Raw genomic sequence first — 17568 nt, 5'->3', positions numbered from 1 at the left:
AAGATTCCTACTGTTTTGGGCTGCTGACGGGTTGCTGCAACTGGGCCTTCCAGCGCTCCAAATTGCGCTGCAGCAAGGTCTCCGTCAGACCGGACGCGGGCAATTCTGTCATCTTTTTGGCCAACTGTCCGCGCAACCATGGGTCATTGCAGGCGGAGTTATGGGACAGCGCAAGGAACAGCCCCGGTTTGTCGATGGGCTGGGGAAACGCCGCCAGATCCGCCGTCATGCCCAGGGTCTGGGCCATGGCCATGCCTGCGTAGCGAGGCGCCAGCACATAGTCCACCTCCCCCAGGAGCAAGGTCTGGAAGACCTGGGTCAGATTCGGCAGGCGCTTGAGTTGCAGATGCTCCTTGGCCATGGCGACAAAGGGCTGAGTCAGCCGGGCCTTTTCCGACATGGCGCCGGGATGGCCTGCCAGGTCTCCCGGCTGGGTGTAACTGAGAGTCGAATCCTTGCGGGTCCAGACCAGATAGTCGTTCTGCACCAGCGCCGGGTGGATGTAGTCCAGCGATTCCAGCTCATTGAAGGTCAGCGGTGCATCGGCGAGCAGGTCCATGCGCCCGGTGCGTACCTCGTCCAGCGCCTCGGAGCGCTTGCCGGCATACAGCACCTCGACCTTCAGCCCCAGCTCCCCGGCCACCTGCAGCAGCAGGTCGGCGCTGGCACCCATCAAGTGCTTGGGGTCCTGAGGGTCACGCCACAGGTAAGGCGGTGCATCGGGACTGCCAGTGACCACCAGACGCTCGCACTTGCCCGCTGCCATCGACAACGATGGCAACAACGTCAGGCCCAACAGCACTGGCCAGCCACTCATGCGGCGCAGATCCATGGCGAAACCCTCCCCCGGCAAAAAACACACATAAAAAAACCCGGCCAAAAGGCCGGGCTCTTTATAAGTGAAGACGCCGGATTAGACCAGCTTCTCCAACTCAGGTACGGCTTCGAACAAGTCCGCGACCAGGCCGTAGTCGGCTACCTGGAAGATTGGCGCTTCTTCGTCCTTGTTGATCGCGACGATCACTTTGGAGTCCTTCATGCCCGCCAGGTGCTGGATCGCGCCGGAGATACCGACGGCGATGTACAGCTGTGGCGCAACGATCTTGCCGGTCTGGCCGACCTGCATGTCGTTGGGCACAAAACCTGCGTCCACCGCAGCGCGGGACGCGCCGACAGCAGCGCCCAGCTTGTCGGCCAGGGCATACAGGTGCTTGAAGTTGTCGCCGTTCTGCATGCCGCGGCCGCCGGAAACGACGATCTTGGCTGCGGTCAGTTCAGGGCGATCGGACTTGGCCAGTTCTTCGCCAACGAAGCTCGACTTGCCGGCATCGTGAGCGGCGCCCACGGTTTCGACTGCAGCCGAACCACCTTCAGCGGCAACGGCGTCGAAACCGGTGGCACGTACGGTGATGACTTTTACGGCAGCCGAGGACTGCACGGTAGCGATGGCGTTACCGGCATAGATCGGACGCTTGAAGGTATCAGCGCTTTCTACCGAGATGATTTCGGAGATCTGGTCAACGTCCAGCTGAGCGGCAACCCGCGGCAGGATGTTTTTGCCGTTGGAAGTAGCGGCTGCCAGGATGTGGCTGTAGCCAGCGCCCAGTTCGGCCACCAGCGGCGCAACGTTTTCCGGCAGTTGGTGAGCGTAGGCGGCGTTGTCGGCCACCAGCACTTTGGCCACGCCAGCGATCTTGGCCGCGGCTTCAGCCACGGCGCCAACGCCCTGGCCGGCTACCAGTACATGCACGTCACCACCGATTTTGGCGGCGGCGGCAACGGTGTTCAGGGTGGCCGGAGCCAGCGCCTTGTTATCGTGTTCGGCGATTACCAAGATAGTCATGATCAGATTACCTTCGCTTCGTTTTTCAGTTTCTCGACCAGTTCAGCCACCGACTTGACCTTGATGCCCGCGCTGCGTGCAGCCGGCGCTTCGACTTTCAGGGTCTTGTTGGTGGAGGCGGTGGAAACGCCCAAAGCATCAGGAGTCAGCGTTTCAAGCGGCTTCTTCTTGGCTTTCATGATGTTTGGCAGAGACGCGTAGCGCGGCTCGTTCAAACGCAGGTCGGTGGTGACGATGGCTGGCAGGTTCAGCGCAACGGTCTGCAGGCCGCCGTCGATTTCACGGGTGACGTTGACCTTGTCGCCGGACACTTCGACCTTGGAGGCGAAGGTGCCTTGAGCGTAGCCGCTCAGGGCTGCCAGCATCTGGCCGGTCTGGTTGTTGTCGCTATCGATGGCCTGTTTGCCGAGGATCACCAGCTGTGGCTGTTCCTTGTCGACCACGGCCTTGAGCAGCTTGGCCACGGCCAGGGAGTTCAACTCTTCAGCGGACTCGACGAGGATCGCGCGATCGGCACCCAGTGCCAGGGCGGTACGCAGTTGCTCTTGAGCAGTAGCAGGACCGATGGAGACGACGACGATTTCAGTCGCTACACCTTTCTCTTTCAGGCGTACGGCTTCTTCCACTGCGATTTCGCAGAAAGGGTTCATCGACATCTTGACGTTGGCGAGGTCGACGCCGGAGTTGTCCGCTTTGACGCGAACCTTGACGTTATAGTCGACCACTCGTTTGACAGCTACAAGAACCTTCATGGATTCCTCGTTACTCTCCGGTGAAAAGAAAGTCGCCTAGGCGAGAACCTGGCGGTTGATGCTCATCGGCACAAGGGCACCTCCAAAAACGCTGGCGCACAAAAAGGTTGACCTTGCTCACGGGGTGATGACCGTTCGTCAGTGGTGACCGACGAGTCATTCATTATCGCGGCGTGTAGACTGCGCACTTTCAAGCTGCGCGCGCGTCACCTTTACTGCCTTTGCCCTGTCTTTAGAGGTGCTCTTGAAACCAACAGTCAGCCTACGGCGAGCGCAAAACCGACCGTATCTTGACCGGAACGCCTTTTCCGGTCAATACGGCAAAATAGCCGTTTATAAGCCGCGCTTCTTTGATTTATCTGGGCTGCGTCCAATTCAAACAAACGTTTGTATTGGACGCTGAGAGTGGTGTAGATATAATGCGCCGCCCAGAGAGAAAGGTCGGCCGTCCTCCCCTTCTCCCCCCCATGCGCGATGGGAGAAAGCGGGGATGCAACGCCAAACCTCCAATTAGAAAAAACCGTTGAGCCTTGAGTAGGAGATAGCCTAGTGGAACGCGAATACATGGAATTCGACGTGGTCATCGTCGGTGCCGGCCCCGCAGGCTTGTCCGCCGCTTGCCGCCTTAAGCAGAAGGCCGCTGAAGCCGGGAAGGAAATCAGCGTCTGCGTGGTTGAAAAAGGCTCCGAAGTCGGTGCTCACATCCTTTCCGGTGCCGTGTTCGAACCACGGGCCCTGAATGAATTGTTCCCGGACTGGAAGGAACTGGGCGCCCCGCTCAACACCCCGGTCACCCGCGACGACATCTACGTCCTGCGCAGCGGCGAAACCTCCACCAAGGTTCCAGACTTCTTTGTGCCCAAGACCATGCACAACGAAGGCAACTACATCATTTCCCTGGGCAATCTGTGCCGCTGGCTGGCCCAGCAGGCCGAGAACCTGGGCGTGGAAATCTACCCGGGCTTTGCCGCCCAGGAAGCCCTGATCGACGAAAACGGCGTAGTGCGCGGGATTCTTACCGGCGACATGGGTGTCGACCGTGAAGGCCAGCCGAAAGAGGGCATGTACACCCCCGGCATGGAACTGCGCGGCAAATACACCCTGTTCGCCGAAGGCTGCCGTGGCCATATCGGCAAGCAACTGATCAAGCAGTTCAACCTGGACAGCGACGCCGACGCCCAGCACTACGGCATCGGCCTCAAGGAAATCTGGGAGATCGACCCGGCCAAGCACCAGCCTGGCCTGGTGGTGCACACCGCCGGCTGGCCGCTGGACATCATGAGCAACGAGAACACTGGCGGCTCCTTCCTCTATCACCTGGAAAACAACCAGGTAGTAGTGGGCCTGATCGTCGACCTGTCCTACGCCAACACTTACCTGTCGCCGTTCGACGAGTTCCAGCGCCTCAAGCATCACCCGGTGCTCAAGCAGTACCTGGAAGGCGGCAAGCGCGTCAGCTACGGCGCTCGCGCCATCTGCAAGGGCGGCCTGAACTCGCTGCCGAAGATGGTGTTCAAGGGTGGCGCGCTGATCGGCTGCGACCTTGGCACCCTGAACTTCGCCAAGATCAAGGGCAGCCACACCGCCATGAAGTCCGGCATGCTGGCCGCCGATGCGGTAGCCGACTCGCTGTTCGCCGGTTCCGAAGGCGCCGACGAACTCAAGAGCTACGTCGATTCGTTCAAGGCCAGCTGGCTGTATGAAGAGCTGTTCGCCAGCCGCAACTTCGGCCCGGCCATGCACAAGTTCGGCCCGATCATCGGCGCGGGCTTCAACTGGATGGACCAGAATATCTTCGGCGGCAAACTGCCGTTCACCCTACACGACACCAAGCCGGACTACGCCTGCCTGAAGCTGGCCAAGGACTGCGTGAAGATCGACTATCCGAAACCCGACGGCAAACTCAGCTTCGACAAGTTGAGCTCGGTGTTCATCTCCGGCACCAACCATGAAGAAGAACAGCCTTGCCACCTGAAGCTGACCGACCCGAGCATCCCGCTGAGCCGCAACCTGCCGCTGTACGACGAACCTGCCCAGCGTTACTGCCCGGCCGGCGTGTATGAGGTGATCACCCAGGAAGATGGCGAGAAGCGCTTCCAGATCAACGCGCAGAACTGCGTGCACTGCAAGACTTGCGACATCAAGGACCCGGCCCAGAACATTACCTGGGTCACTCCGGAAGGCGCCGGCGGCCCGACTTACCCGAACATGTAAGCCGGTGCGATAAAAGAAGGCCCCCTTTATGGGGGCCTTTTTCATGCCCGAGATTCAGCGACACCGCCACCTGTAGGAGCCGGCTTGCCGGCGAAGCGCCCCCCAAGCCTTGCTCCGGCCCAGGGCGCATTCGCTGGCAAGCCAGCTCCTACAAGGGGGGCGATGTTTTCAAGCGGCGCGTTCTTCGCCCGGGTTGCGTTCGAAGTAGCGCTTGTACTCGCGACTGAACTGCGAAGTGCTTTGATACCCCACCCGATGAGCCACCTGGGCCACGCCCAGCCCCTCTCCCAGCAGCAACTGCTGGGCCTTGAGCAGGCGCAGGCGCTTGAGGTACTGCACCGGCGACAGCAGGGTGCTGCGCTTGAAATGCTCGTGGAAGGTCGAGGTGCTCATGTTGGCACAGCGGGCCAGGGTCTCGACGTTCAACGGCTCGGTGTAGTGCTCGTGCAGGTGATTGAGCGAAGCCGCAACCCGGGCGAACTGACCCTGCTGCTCCACCAGTGCCCGCAGCGCATCGGCCTGGGGCCCGCGCAAAGCGGCAAAGAGCAACTCGCGCACCCGTGAAGGGCCCATGACCTTGCACTCCAGAGGATCGTGCAGGCAGCGCAACAGGCGTTCCACGCAACCACGCATGGCGTCGTCGAGCACAGCCGAGGTCATCGACTCCAGGGTCTGCGCCGAAGCCGCCCGGCCTTCGGTGACGCCCATGGCCAGCACCAGCTCGCTCAACACCGCCCGGTCGATGGCGATGGAAACCCCCAGCAGCGGCGCATCGGGCAAGGCGAAGGTTTCGCACTCGAAGGGCACCGACAGGGCCTGGATCAGGTAATGCCCGGCACCGTACTCCAGGGTTCGCGTGCCCAGGTAGGCCAGCTTGCTGCCCTGGGCAATGATCATCAGGCTCGGCTCATAGATCTGCGGGCCCCGCGCCACGTCGCAACTGGCCCGCAGCACCTGGACCCCGGGCAAGGCGGTGGCAACGAAACCGTCACGGCTGGCAAGGGGCTGGATCAGCGAGACCAGGGTGGCGTTGGCGTCCAGATGGCGGGTCAGCAGCATGGGGAAAACTTCACGGAAAAAGGGACGAAAACATCATCGCAGGTCTGTACGCCAATGCCGCGTGAAAACCGCCAATGCCGGAGGAATAGGCATGACATGCCGAGGAATCGCCATGGTTGGCCCAGGGCCCGGCGCCGAGAATGCCACGCCTCAATCGTCAATGCTTTTGCGAGGTCCACCATGTACACCGCCATCGGTTATGCCGCCCAATCGGCCACCACTCCCCTCGCCCCCATGAGCTTCCAGCGCCGCAGTCCGCGTGCGGACGACGTCGCCATCGAGATCCTCTACTGCGGCGTCTGCCACTCCGATATCCACCAGGCCCGCAACGAATGGGGCATCGCCGTGTACCCGCTGATGCCGGGCCACGAGATCGTCGGCAAGGTCACAGCCGTCGGCACCAACGTCAGCAAGCACAAGGTCGGCGACCTGGTGGGCGTCGGTTGCATGGTGGATTCCTGCCGCCACTGCGAGGCCTGCGCCGCCGACCTGGAGCAATACTGCCTGCAAGGCCCGACCATGACCTACGCCACCCCGGACCGGGTCGATGGCAGCAACACCATGGGCGGCTACTCCGACAGCATCGTGGTCAGCGAGCACTTTGTGGTGCGCATTCCGGAGAAACTCGACTTGGCCAGCGCTGCGCCAATCCTCTGCGCCGGCATCACCACCTACTCGCCACTCAAGCATTACGGAGTCAAGCCCGGTGACAAGGTGGGGATTCTCGGCATGGGCGGCCTGGGCCACATGGGCATCAAGTTCGCCAAGGCCCTGGGCGCCGAAGTGACCCTGTTCACCCGCTCCGCGAGCAAGGCCGAAGAAGCCCGCCGCCAGGGTGCCGACCATGTGATCGTATCCACCGACGTGGCGCAGATGCAGTCGGTGGCCGGGCACTTCGACTTTCTCCTGGACACCATCCCAGTGCCCCACGACCTCAACCCCTACCTCGACACCCTGCGCTTCGATGGCGTGCATATCCTGGTGGGCCTGATCGAACCGGTGGACCCGGCGCTGCATGCCGGCAAGCTGGTGATGAGCCGCCGGGTGCTGGCCGGCTCGCTGATCGGCGGCATTGCCGAGACCCAGGAAGTACTGGACTTCTGCGCCGAGCACGGCATCACCTGCGATATCGAAATGCTCGACATCCGCCAGATCAATCAAGCCTATGAGCGCATGATCAAGGGTGACGTGAAGTACCGCTTCGTGATCGACATGGCAACCTTGAAAGGCTGATTCTCGACACCGTCAAAGCATGGCTGGTCGCCGGGGGCGCCGATGGCGTGCGCCTTCGTCGGCACGCCGGCTCCTCCACGAGCAAGCTGGCGTCAGCCGCGAGCAAAGGCGCGCAGCACTTCGCCATCCATGCGGTACTTGACCCATTCCTCCTGAGGCTGGGCGCCCAGGGACTTGTAGAACTGGATCGCCGGCTCGTTCCACTCCAGCACGCTCCATTCGAAGCGCCCGCAATCATTGTCACAGGCGATCTGCGCCAGATGCCGCAGCAGTTGCTTGCCCGCCCCGCCGCCCCGTTGTTCCGGAGTGATGTAAAGGTCCTCCAGGTACAGGCAGTTGCTGCCCAGCCAAGTGGAATAACTGAAGAAGAACACCGCAAAGCCGATCGGCACGCCTTCGCGCAGGCAGATCAGGCCATGGGCCGTGGCCCCCTCGCTGAACAGGCTGCGCTCGATATCGGCGACGCTGGCGATCACTTCATGGCGGGCCCGCTCGTAATCGGCAAGTTCGGTGATGAACGCAAGAATCTGCGGGGCATCGCTGGGCAGTGCAGGACGGATTTCTACGGTCATCGACGGCTCTCTTGTTGGAATCAGGCGGCCATATTAGAACGGCAGCAGAAATACATGCACGACCATTTATGCCAAGCCCCCCGGCCCAGTTCCTTGCGCACGGCACTTACTCCGCTGCCGACTAACCCTGAGGCCTGCAGGAACACAACAAACACCCGGAGGCGCCATGTTAGAAAGCCCGGCATGACTTCAAGCATAAAGAGGCACTTTCATGTCGGCGTGCACCCCGCAGCAGTCCCGGGTCTCGGCCCCGTTATTCGGCCTGTTCTGCCTGGGCAGCTATCTGCTGTCGCTGTCCTACGGCTCGACCTTTCTCCTGTCGCTGCTGATCGGCAGCCGTGGCGGCAATGAACACGATGCCGGCACGGTGATTTCCACAGCCATGCTCAGCACCTTCGTTGCGGTGATCGGCTCCGGGCACCTCTCGGACCGCCTCGGCGCCGCGCGCTCGGTGGCAGTGTTCGGCTGCCTGCTGGCGGTGGCCAGCCTGGGCTTTGCCCTGACCCCGGGGGTCGGCCCCGGCCTGCTGTTCTTCGGCCTGACCCTGGGCCTGGGCTGGGGGGTGTTCTATACCCTGGGGCCGATCATCGTGGCGATGCTGGTGGAGCCCGCGCAACGGGCCCGCTACTTCGCATTGCTGTCGGGCAGCATGATGACCGGCATCGGCTCCGGCCCCTTGCTGGGGCGCCTGGCCAGTGCCCTGGGCTACCCACTGGCCAGCGCCTTTCTGATCGCCGCCGGTGCCAGCCTGCTGGGTGTGCTGATCTTCTGGCGGCTGGGCGGCCGGCTGCGCCAGCAGGCCAACCACCTGGGCACCGCGGCGGCTGGCATCACCTGGGTTGGCACCGCGCAGGTGCTGTCCTCCCGCGCCGTCTGGCCGATTCTCATGGTGGGCCTGGGAGGTTGCGTATTCGGCGGCCTGTCGAGCTTCCAGACCAGCTACGGCCCCTCCCGCGGCGTCGACTACTCGCTGTTCTTCCTCGGCTTCATGAGCGCCGCCATCGCCAGCCGCCTGCTGATCGCCGGGGTCGTGGTCAAGCGCGATCCCTATCGTGCTGCCTGCCTGCTCTCGGGGCTGATGCTGGTGTCGATCCTGCTCTTTTTATTTGCTGTCGACAGCAGCGCCAGCTACCTGCTGGCTGCCGTGACCCTGGGGGTGGGCTATGGCCTGACCTACTCGGTGATCAACGGCCTGGCGGCCAACGAAGCGCCAGCCGGCTGCACCTCCCAGGCGTTGCTGCTGTTCAGCCTGTCGTACTTCATCGGGGTTTTCGGTTTTCCCTGGCTGGCCGGGCGGATCATCGTCGAAGCCGGCATCCAGGCGCTGCTGTTCACGGTGCTCGGCGTGGCCTTGCTGAACTGGCTGATCAGCCTTGGTCGCCTGGGCTGGCGGCGCCTGGGCCACTGGCGTATGGCAGCCGGTGCATAACACCGTTCGTCGATCATCAGGCACCAACCGGCCCCGGCAGCGGACCAATATCAGGTAACGACTCTAACGAATGGAGGCGACACCATGATCAAGGTCCAACTCTGCGCCCTGGCCCTGGCCGGGCTGCTGTCCACTGCTGCCCTGGCCGGCGCCACCGGCCCGACCAACCCGGTTGAAGGCCCGAAATCCCCGGCCACCCAGGGCACGCCGAAGATCAACATCAACCCACCGGCCATGGACGAAGGCTCATTGCCACCGGCGACCGGGACCGACCCGCGCATTCAGGGCAACGACAACGGCCGCCAGGGCGGTGTCGGCACCATGGACTCCAGCACACCCGACAGTGGCAAGACCGGTACCGGCTCGAAAACCACCACCGGCGGCTCAGGTTCTGAAGGCAGCAGCCAGTAACCGCCGGTTCAATCCAGCAGGCCCTGTGCGCCAGGGCCTTGAGGAGAGATGTCATGACTCGAGGAAGCAAAGCCAAATACACCCTGGCCCAGCGCCGCAAGGCCGCGGCCATCGAAGCCAGCTACGAAGAACGCGGGCTCTCGCCGGAGCAGGCCGAAGCACGGGCCTGGGCCACGGTGAACAAGCAGTCCGGCGGCGGTGAACGGGCGGGTGGCTCCGGTCGGGACAAAAGCCCGGCAGACAAGGCCCGGGCCCGCAGCGAGTCGGCCCGGCGCGCGGTGGCCACACGCCACGGGCATGCCCGCAACAGCGCGGCGTCCCTGGGCACCCAGAGCAAGGACAGCCTGATGCGCGAAGCTCGGGCGAAGAAGATTCCGGGACGCTCGCGCATGCGCAAGCAGGAGCTGATCGAAGCCTTGAGCAAGGCCGGCTGACCGGCGGCCAACTGCTCGCCCTGACTCAGCCGCGCGCCAGCAAGGCATCCACTTCGGCACTGCCCGGAGCGGTGGCCGGGCCACGCCGGGTGACGGCAATCGCCGCCGCGGCGTTGGCCCGACGAGCCGCCATCAGCGGCTCGAGGCCCGCTGCGAGCCCGGCGACCAAGACCCCGGCGTGGGCATCACCGGCACCGTTGCTGTCCACCGCCTCCACCTTGAACCCCGGCACCTGCACCGCCTGCCCCTGGCGGCTGACCCAACAGCCGCGGGGGCCCTCACGCAGCACCAGCAACGCCGCAGGTGACAACCAGCTTTCGAGCTGCGCCAGCGCCTGGGCAATCTGCGAAGTACCGGTCAATTGCAATGCCTCGGCGCGGTTGCTGCTCCAGATGTCGATCCGCGGCAACAGCGCCGCCATCAAGGGTGAATCTGCCGAACCGGCCAACGGCCCCGGGTCGAACATCAATGGGATCGAACGAGGCAGCGCCAGCAACCAGTCCAGCAGGGCCCGTGCCTTGCACTCCTGCAACAGGCTGTAGCCGCTGACATAGAGGTAATCCCCCGCCTCCACCCGGACCCGGGCCAGATCCTCGGCCGACAATTCGCCCTCGGCGCCGATATGGGAAATGAAGGTGCGTTCAGCAGAGGCTTCGGTCAGGGCCACGCACAGACCGGTATCAGCCCCCCTGCCGGGCTCCAGGCTCATCTGTATGCCTTCGCCCTGCATCGCCGCCCGCGCCAGGTCGCCAAAGCGCCCCTGCCCGTGGCGCCCGAGGTAGACCACCGGCAACCCGTTGCGCGCCGCGGCGGCCATCACGTTGAAGCCGCCACCGACCTCGAAGCCCGCAGATTGCGCGAGCACATCGCCTCCGGAGGCCGGCAGGCGCTCTACCGCCATCACCAGGTCGACTATCACCTGGCCGGTGTGCAGCAACCTAGGCATTGGCGTTCTCGACAAAGGCCGCGCGCCGGTCCCGGGCACCGCCCAGTAGAGCGTAACCGCCGCCGGCCACCAGGAAGGTAACGATCCAGCCCAGGCCGTTATGCCCCAGCCAGGAATCGGCCAGGGGCCCGGTGAACCAGACGTCTTCGGCAGTGGTGCCGATGGTGGTGAAACAGAAGCCCAGCACAATCGCCAGCACCCAGGCGCCAAAGGCTCGCCATTCGATGCCGCCCCGGTACCAGTAGGCGCTGCTCGGGCCGACGTTGAGCAGATCATCGGCGCTGTAGTGATGACGATGGATCAGGTCCACCACGAAGATCCCCACCCAGGCGGTGATCGGCACCGCCAGCAGGGAGATGAAGCTGATGAAAGGGCCATAGAAGCTGTCGGCAATCAGCATGAAATAGATCGAGCCGAGGAAGATCGCCACGATATCCACCAGCACCGCATAGACCCGCTTGACCTTGAGGCCCAGGGTCAGCGCGGTGAGGCCGGCGGAATACACAGAGAGGTTGTTGGACAGCAGCAGGCCACCAAAGGCCGCGACCAGGTAGGGCACCGCCATCCAGGTCGGCAGCATGTCGCGGATCGCGATGATCGGGTCCACTGCCGAGGCCAGGTGATCGTTGCCCACCGACAGCAATCCGCCCAGGGTAATCAGCAACACCAGCGGAATGCCGGCGCCAAACGCCGCCGAGGCCACCAGGCGCCCGGCCGTTACCGAACGGTGCTGATAACGCGACATATCGGCCCCGGAACTGGCCCAGCCAATCCCGGTCCCGGCGGCCATGGTGCCGACGCCGATGATCATCGCGCTCATGGGGGCCGGCGCGGCATTGAAGACCGCCGCCCAGTCGATGGTGGCGCAGAGGAAACCGCCCACCAGTACGTTCAGGGCACCAAAGCCGTAGGTGGCCCACTTCTGGATGACCAGCAAGGTGGCGTGGCCCAGGCCGGAGACGCTCAGGGTCATCAGCACGAAGATGCCGATGAACAGCAGGGTCAGCAGCGGCGCATCCTTGGCCGAGGCCGGGGTCTGGAACAGGATCGAGCTCAGGGACAGCAGGACAAAGGCCGCCGTGGTGGTATTGACCGTCTCCCAGCCAACCCGTGAAAGCATCGACACCAGGGTCGGGCCGATATTGCCCCGCACCCCGAAGATTGCCCGGGACAGGGTCAGGCTCGGCGCCCGCCCGCGCCGGCCGGCTACCGAGATCAGGCCGACCACGGCGAACGACCCCACCGACCCCAGGATGGCCACCAGCAGCACCTGCCAGATCGACAAACCGCGAAACGCCACCAGAGTCGCCCCCAGGGGCAGGCCGAGAATACTGATGTTGGCCGCGAACCAGACCCAGAACAGCTGCAGCGGGTGCCCGTCGCACTCGGCCTCGGGAACCGGCTCGATACCGCGGGTTTCCAGTTGCCCGGCGCCTGATCCGGCCGTGGATGAACTCATGATAAAACTCCTGTTGCCGTTGTTAGGGGTATTGGGCAATTTCGGAAGTCACAGAACATCCCGGCATTCCTGGCCGTGTCATAGCTTTCCATAGCGATCGGCAACATGGCCGCACACCGCGGCCAGTACCTTAAAGGCGGCTCAACGCAGCGCCAGCAGCTGTTCCACCAGAGGCTGCAGGTCCAGCTCATTGACCTTTCGCACCTGCCCGATCAGTTCGCCAGGCCAGATCTCCATCCCCAGGCAAGCGCCGAGCATGGCACCGAGAATCGCCGCGATAGTGTCGGTGTCGCCCCCAAGGCCCGCGGCCATGCACAGTGCCTCGAAGGCCGGCAATTGCCCCAGGGCCACTTGTCGGGCCAGGGCGAAACTCACCACCACCGATTCCTGGGAAGCCACCGAGGTGCCGATCAGCTCGTAGAGCATCCGCGCAAAGCCTTCCCGGTCGCCGTCGACACGCAGGGTGCCGGTCCAGTCCAAGCGAGCACCGATGGTGGCACCCGCTACCCAGTGCCCCTGGGCCTGGGCCTGCCGGGCGACCTGCACACCAAGTGCCAAGGCTTCGGCCAGAGGCTGGCCGTTGATTCCGGCGGACACCACCGCCGCCACCGCCGCCGCGCTGGCAATGCCCAGGCTGGTGTTGTGCGTCACCTGGCAGGCCTCGACCACCGCCTGCAGAAACGTCTCGGGCCGAGCCACATCGGCGGCGATGCCCACCGGCGTGATGCGCATGGCGGCGCCATTGGTGGTGCCATAGCGGCCCGCCTCTTCAACGGACTCCCCGGCGAGGATCATTTCAATGGCGCGTTTGGTGGAAGGCCCCAGCAGATCCTGGGAACCCTTGGCCTGCATCTGCGCCTCCCACTCGATCAGGCTCTGGGCCAGGGCCGCCGGAGCGATCCGGCCCTGCCCCCGGACCAACAGGCGAGCCACCAGGATCGCCTGCTCGGTATCGTCGGTAATGGAGCCCCGGGGCATGTTCGCGGCAATCGGCTGGTCCGGGCCGGCGTCCTCCAGGGTGCGAATGACGCCGAAGCGCTGCTGGATCTGTTCCCGGCTCAAGGATTGGGTCGGCATGCCCAGCGCATCGCCCAGGGCCAGCCCGTAGAAGGCGCCCAGGGCGCGCTGCAATGCATTCACCGCGGCTCTCCGAACTGCAGGTGCATGCGAAAATGCTGCGGGTCCAGCAGGCTTTCGACCTGCTCCATAAAGCGCCCCTGGCGGTCGTAGGTGGTACGCAGGGCCTTGAGGAAGACTTCGCCCGGCGCACGTCCGAGCAATTGGGCATCTTCAGCATTCAAGGGCTCGGCGCCGATCCACTGATCGCCGCGCTCGCCGATATAACCGTAGGCGGCCAGGGTAATGGTCAGGGAATCATCGATCAGGCCGACCCTAGGCAGGCCTTCCAGCTCGCCGGAAGCCGGGATCAGAGAGCGCTCCAGGGACAGCACCCGGCCATCGGTGCTGCGGCGCCGGCGATCGAGGGCGATGAACTGGTCGGTGCCCAGGCGATGCTTGAGGTCCGGGCGCTGGATCGCCTCCAGGCGCAGCACCTCGGTGTTGACCAGCGCACCGCTGTCGGCCAGGGCCTGGGCCCAGCCATGATGCTGATCCAGGGCAACACCGTCGAAGGTGACGATGGAGCCTACGCCGCTTTGCGTGGCGATGTAGTTGCGCCGCTTGAGCTCGGCCAGGGCCTCGCGCAAGGTGCCACGGCTGACACCGAACTCTTCGGCCAACTGATGCTCGCCCGGCAGTTGAAAGCCGTCCTCCAACAGGCCGCTTTCAATACGCCGGATCAACTCGTCGACCACCCTTGTTTTCTTATCGAATCGGACATGTTTGATCATGTCCGGCTTGATACATGAAAGGCCCGAGCCAGAGCAAGAAATATCTTCTTACAGCCGTCTGAAACGCCCGTCAGGGTTCAAGACCAATGGGAAAGAACACCCCGCAACTCCACACCCCCAGCCAATTCTGGCCGTCGATCTGGCGGGCCTGCGCCAGCTCCACCAGTTGGTAGAAGACGTTGCGATGGATCAGCGCTTCAAGATTGTGTCGAACCAGGAGGTAAGGCGCCGGCTCCTGGGTCAGGGGGTCGATCACCACCCGCAGCGGGTGCTCGTCATTGGCGACCACCTGCTCCTCGACGTTGGTAGAAAAGCGCAGCACCTGAGCCTCGCCCTGCCCTTCGACCTCCAGGGTCACGGCGACGAAGGGTACGTCGTCGACCTTGATGCCGACCTTCTCCACCGGAGTGATGAGGAAATAGTCATCGCCATCGCGGCGAATGATGGTGGAGAACAGCTTGACCATGGGTTTGCGGCCGATCGGCGTCCCCAGGTAATACCAGGTGCCGTCGCGGGCGATGCGCATGTCGATATCGCCGCAGAAGTCGGGGTTCCACAGGTGGACCGGCGGCAGGCCTTTTTCAGCCTTGGGAATCTGCGCCAACAGGTCGTTGGCCTTGCCTGGACCACTCATACCGCTCTCCTCCCTCAATCAATCAGTCGCTCAGGCCCAGCAGGCCGCGCGCGTATTGCTGCAACGGCGGACCAAGCAGATCCTGTGGCTTGTTGTCGTGGAACGTCAGTAAACCGCCACGGCTGCGAATCCGCGCGGAATCGATCAGGTACTGGGTACTGGTTTCGATCAACATGATCTGGATGGTACTGGTATCCACCCCCAGGCGGTCCACGGCTTCCTGATCCAGCCACTCGTCAGAGTTACCGATACGGTCATCGGCCTTGGCGAAACGGGCGTAGAGCAGATAGTGCGCCCCCGCTTCCCGGGCTTCGGCCATGGCTTCATTCAGGCCCTCGGGCGCCTTGGCCCGACGCACCATGGGGAAATACTCGACAAAGCCGTTGAAGGCTTCCTCGGCTACCACGTTGGGCCGCGGATAAGCGCCACCCGGCGGTACGAAATGCCCCTGGGCAATGAAAATGAACGAATCCGGTTGAATGCGGAACGAGCTGGTGCGGCGTGTATCACTGTGATCGAGCACCCCCGCATCACTCAGGTGATAGCGCACCCCTTCGCCCATATCACTGACATTCATGCAGCCGCCGAGTGCCAAAAAGGCCAGCAGCAAAACCAGGCTACGCATCCTACCCTCCAAAATCCGGTGACGGAAAACCGGCGAATGGCCACGGGATGCAGCTTCCGCGCCAGCTCCGCCAAGGAAGGGAATTCGTCGGCAAAGCGCCTCAGCCGCCAATGATCTTCATCACCGTGGCTCCACCGGAAAAGGCCAGCTCCTGCTTGTCCCCCAAGGCCTTGACCAGCAGCCGCTGCAAGGCCGGCAGAGCCTGATGGCGCGGCTTGTCCAGCAGGTTGCCGACATAGTGACGATTGCTCGAAGAAAGGCAGCCGTGCAGCCAGCCCGTGGAGGACAGCCGCAAACGCGAACAGGTGCGGCAGAACGGCACGCTTTCGTTGGCGATCACGCCGAAATGACCGTGCCCGGGAATGGCGTAGCGCACCGCGGTAGCATCCACCGGCGCATCGGCCTGAAGGTATTCGTAGCGCTGGCCGATCAGGTCCAGCAACTGTTGCAGGCTGACAAACTGCTGCAGGAAAGCGTTGCCATCATTGGCCAGGTGGCCCATGCGCATCAGCTCGATGAAACGCAGCTCGTAACCCCGTTCCAGGCAGTAATCCAGCAACGGCATCACCTGATCCAGGTTCTGCCCGCGCAACGGCACCATGTTGACCTTGATCTTCAAACCGGCACTGCGGGCTTGCTGCATGCCATCGAGCACCGTGGCCAGGTCGCCGCCACGGGCAATGCTGCGAAAAGCCGTCGCATCCAGGGTATCGAGGGAAACGTTGATCCGGCGGATACCGGCCTCCACCAGCAACGGCAGCTTGCGCGCAAGCAATTGGCCATTGGTGGTCAGACTGATGTCGTCCAGCCCCATGCGCCCCACCGCGCCCATGAAGGCTTCCAGCTTGGGACTGACCAGGGGTTCGCCACCGGTGATGCGCAAGCGCTCGATGCCCGCCGCTTCCATCAGGTACGCCACGCCGCGAGCCATTGCCTCGGCCGACAACTCGTCCTGGGCAGCCACCAGCCGCTTGCCGTTGGGCACGCAGTAGGTACAGGCGTAGTTGCAGGCAGACGTCAGACTGATCCGCAAGTTGCGAAAGCGCCTGCCTTGACGATCAACGATCATGGATGACTCCGGCGTAGGAAGGGAGAACCGGGCAAAACCTGACCCAAAAATCAGGTTTTGGCAAGTCCCATGCCTGAGTATATTCCTCGGACACTGCGCCATACAGTTTGTCGATGGCGCAATACAGCGGCTGAATGCCTTAGCTGTTCGAGGTGTCGGGGTCGCGCTTGCGCTTGTTGCCCATGCGCACACCGATGTCCATCAGGAACTGGAAGAAGCCTTCCTGATCTTCCAGCACATTGCTCCAGAACGGCGAGTGGTACAGCGCAACCGCACCATGCACCAGCGCCCACGAGGCACAGTAGTGGAAGTACGGCGGCACGTCTTCAAGCTTGCCTTCACTGATGCGACCCTTGATCAGCAGGGTCAGGCGCTCGAAGTTGGACGCGCGGATCTTGTGCAGTTCCTCGACCATCTCCGGCACCTGGTTGCCCTTGACCACCTTCTCTTCCAGGCGGTCGAACAACCGATAGCGCTGCGGGTCACGCATGCGGAATTCGAAGTAGGCCCGGGACAGGGCTTCCTTGTCCTTGTCGACGTCGGCCGAGTGCAGCAGCTCGTTCAGGTCGCGCTCGTAGTCGAGCATCAGGCGCAGGTAGATCTCCGCCTTGGACTTGAAATGCTTATAGATGGTCCCTTTGCCGATACCCACGGCATCCGCAATCATCTCGACGGTGACACTGTCTTCACCTTGTTCGAGGAACAGCTTGAGCGCGGTATCGAGAATTTCTTGCTCGCGGCGACGAAACTCACGGACCTTACGAGGTTCTTTCTGCATAAGAAAAGGTCTGTTCGGGGTCAAAATCGAAGCCGCGTATTATGCCTAACTTGCGCCAAAATGCACGGATCATCCATCGTTGCTGGTGTTTCTGGCGCAAAAGCCGCCCCGTCAGAACCTTCCAGACAGGCGCCAAAAGCCAGGGAAATCCCGTGAATACGGGGCCGGGCCAGGGTTCAAATAGCAAACTTCCACAGCCGCCAAGCTCCGGATCAGACCGCGAAGTCTGGTTTTTCCCGCAACCAGCACCCTGGATTGCC

18 protein-coding genes are annotated in these 17568 nt (G+C 63.1%); 5 read left to right on the top strand and 13 right to left on the bottom strand.

The window, feature by feature from the left end; genetic code table 11:
* Positions 1 to 7: 7 nt before the first annotated feature.
* From AC1RL5_RS27615 to AC1RL5_RS27605, 3 genes are all read right to left on the bottom strand, one after another.
* Positions 8 to 832 carry a substrate-binding periplasmic protein gene (locus AC1RL5_RS27615; RefSeq protein WP_492589925.1) on the bottom strand — a complete coding sequence of 275 codons (825 nt, stop codon included), beginning with the start codon at positions 830 to 832 and terminating at the stop codon, positions 8 to 10.
* Positions 833 to 913: 81 nt separating this feature from the next.
* The gene (locus tag AC1RL5_RS27610) at positions 914 to 1843 is read right to left on the bottom strand and encodes an electron transfer flavoprotein subunit alpha/FixB family protein (protein ID WP_011060141.1); all 930 of its coding nucleotides are present in this window, start codon (positions 1841 to 1843) and stop codon (positions 914 to 916) included.
* 2 nt (positions 1844 to 1845) lie between these two features.
* A complete protein-coding gene (locus AC1RL5_RS27605; RefSeq protein WP_015634720.1) occupies positions 1846 to 2595 on the bottom strand; it encodes an electron transfer flavoprotein subunit beta/FixA family protein in 750 nt (249 codons plus the stop codon).
* Between the two features lie 549 nt (positions 2596 to 3144).
* Between AC1RL5_RS27605 and AC1RL5_RS27600 the strand changes: the two genes are divergently transcribed.
* The gene (locus AC1RL5_RS27600; RefSeq protein WP_011060139.1) at positions 3145 to 4809 is read left to right on the top strand and encodes an electron transfer flavoprotein-ubiquinone oxidoreductase; all 1665 of its coding nucleotides are present in this window, start codon (positions 3145 to 3147) and stop codon (positions 4807 to 4809) included.
* 168 nt (positions 4810 to 4977) lie between these two features.
* Here the strand turns inward: AC1RL5_RS27600 and AC1RL5_RS27595 are convergent, their stop codons facing one another.
* Complete coding sequence (locus AC1RL5_RS27595) at positions 4978 to 5868, bottom strand: AraC family transcriptional regulator (protein ID WP_011060138.1); 891 nt, start codon at positions 5866 to 5868, stop codon at positions 4978 to 4980.
* Between the two features lie 180 nt (positions 5869 to 6048).
* Here AC1RL5_RS27595 and AC1RL5_RS27590 point away from each other — a divergent pair, with 180 nt between their 5' ends.
* The gene (locus AC1RL5_RS27590) at positions 6049 to 7101 is read left to right on the top strand and encodes an NAD(P)-dependent alcohol dehydrogenase (protein ID WP_103406985.1); all 1053 of its coding nucleotides are present in this window, start codon (positions 6049 to 6051) and stop codon (positions 7099 to 7101) included.
* Positions 7102 to 7193: 92 nt separating this feature from the next.
* On the opposite strand, the gene AC1RL5_RS27585 is transcribed toward AC1RL5_RS27590, so the two are convergent.
* On the bottom strand, positions 7194 to 7673 hold the full coding sequence (locus AC1RL5_RS27585) for a GNAT family N-acetyltransferase (RefSeq protein ID WP_011060136.1): 480 nt from the start codon (positions 7671 to 7673) through the stop codon (positions 7194 to 7196).
* A 211-nt stretch (positions 7674 to 7884) separates the two neighbouring features.
* Between AC1RL5_RS27585 and AC1RL5_RS27580 the strand changes: the two genes are divergently transcribed.
* The 3 genes from AC1RL5_RS27580 to AC1RL5_RS27570 all read left to right on the top strand — a co-directional run bounded on the left by AC1RL5_RS27580 (position 7885) and on the right by AC1RL5_RS27570 (position 9947).
* Positions 7885 to 9102, top strand: a complete 1218-nt coding sequence (locus AC1RL5_RS27580) for an MFS transporter (protein ID WP_492589923.1) — start codon at positions 7885 to 7887, stop codon at positions 9100 to 9102.
* Positions 9103 to 9186: 84 nt separating this feature from the next.
* Positions 9187 to 9513, top strand: a complete 327-nt coding sequence (locus tag AC1RL5_RS27575; protein WP_011060134.1) for a hypothetical protein — start codon at positions 9187 to 9189, stop codon at positions 9511 to 9513.
* Positions 9514 to 9566: 53 nt separating this feature from the next.
* Positions 9567 to 9947, top strand: a complete 381-nt coding sequence (locus tag AC1RL5_RS27570; protein ID WP_019094643.1) for a Rho termination factor N-terminal domain-containing protein — start codon at positions 9567 to 9569, stop codon at positions 9945 to 9947.
* Positions 9948 to 9972: 25 nt separating this feature from the next.
* Here the strand turns inward: AC1RL5_RS27570 and AC1RL5_RS27565 are convergent, their stop codons facing one another.
* From AC1RL5_RS27565 to AC1RL5_RS27530, 8 genes are all read right to left on the bottom strand, one after another.
* Positions 9973 to 10893, bottom strand: a complete 921-nt coding sequence (locus AC1RL5_RS27565) for a PfkB family carbohydrate kinase (RefSeq protein WP_492589921.1) — start codon at positions 10891 to 10893, stop codon at positions 9973 to 9975.
* Positions 10886 to 12352: a purine-cytosine permease family protein gene (locus tag AC1RL5_RS27560; RefSeq protein WP_041116809.1), complete on the bottom strand. Its 1467-nt coding sequence runs from the start codon at positions 12350 to 12352 to the stop codon at positions 10886 to 10888. The genes AC1RL5_RS27565 and AC1RL5_RS27560 overlap by 8 nt, the downstream gene beginning before the upstream one ends.
* A gap of 141 nt (positions 12353 to 12493) precedes the next feature.
* Entirely contained in the window at positions 12494 to 13492 is a 999-nt protein-coding gene (locus AC1RL5_RS27555; protein ID WP_015634714.1) for an ADP-ribosylglycohydrolase family protein, read from the bottom strand.
* Complete coding sequence (locus AC1RL5_RS27550) at positions 13489 to 14202, bottom strand: GntR family transcriptional regulator (RefSeq protein WP_011060129.1); 714 nt, start codon at positions 14200 to 14202, stop codon at positions 13489 to 13491. The genes AC1RL5_RS27555 and AC1RL5_RS27550 overlap by 4 nt, the downstream gene beginning before the upstream one ends.
* 70 nt (positions 14203 to 14272) lie before the next feature.
* A complete protein-coding gene (locus tag AC1RL5_RS27545; RefSeq protein ID WP_492589919.1) occupies positions 14273 to 14836 on the bottom strand; it encodes a DUF1285 domain-containing protein in 564 nt (187 codons plus the stop codon).
* A 22-nt stretch (positions 14837 to 14858) separates the two neighbouring features.
* Positions 14859 to 15461 carry a DUF4823 domain-containing protein gene (locus AC1RL5_RS27540; protein WP_011060127.1) on the bottom strand — a complete coding sequence of 201 codons (603 nt, stop codon included), beginning with the start codon at positions 15459 to 15461 and terminating at the stop codon, positions 14859 to 14861.
* Between the two features lie 100 nt (positions 15462 to 15561).
* On the bottom strand, positions 15562 to 16530 hold the full coding sequence (locus tag AC1RL5_RS27535; protein ID WP_492589917.1) for a GTP 3',8-cyclase MoaA: 969 nt from the start codon (positions 16528 to 16530) through the stop codon (positions 15562 to 15564).
* Between the two features lie 139 nt (positions 16531 to 16669).
* Entirely contained in the window at positions 16670 to 17308 is a 639-nt protein-coding gene (locus AC1RL5_RS27530; protein WP_011060125.1) for a TetR/AcrR family transcriptional regulator, read from the bottom strand.
* Between the last annotated feature and the right edge of the window lie 260 nt (positions 17309 to 17568).

Source organism: Pseudomonas sp. GW822-FHT06D10, assembly GCF_058799535.1.
The sequence above is the reverse complement of the archived record's forward strand: the minus strand, read 5'-3'. Positions and strand labels throughout refer to the sequence as shown.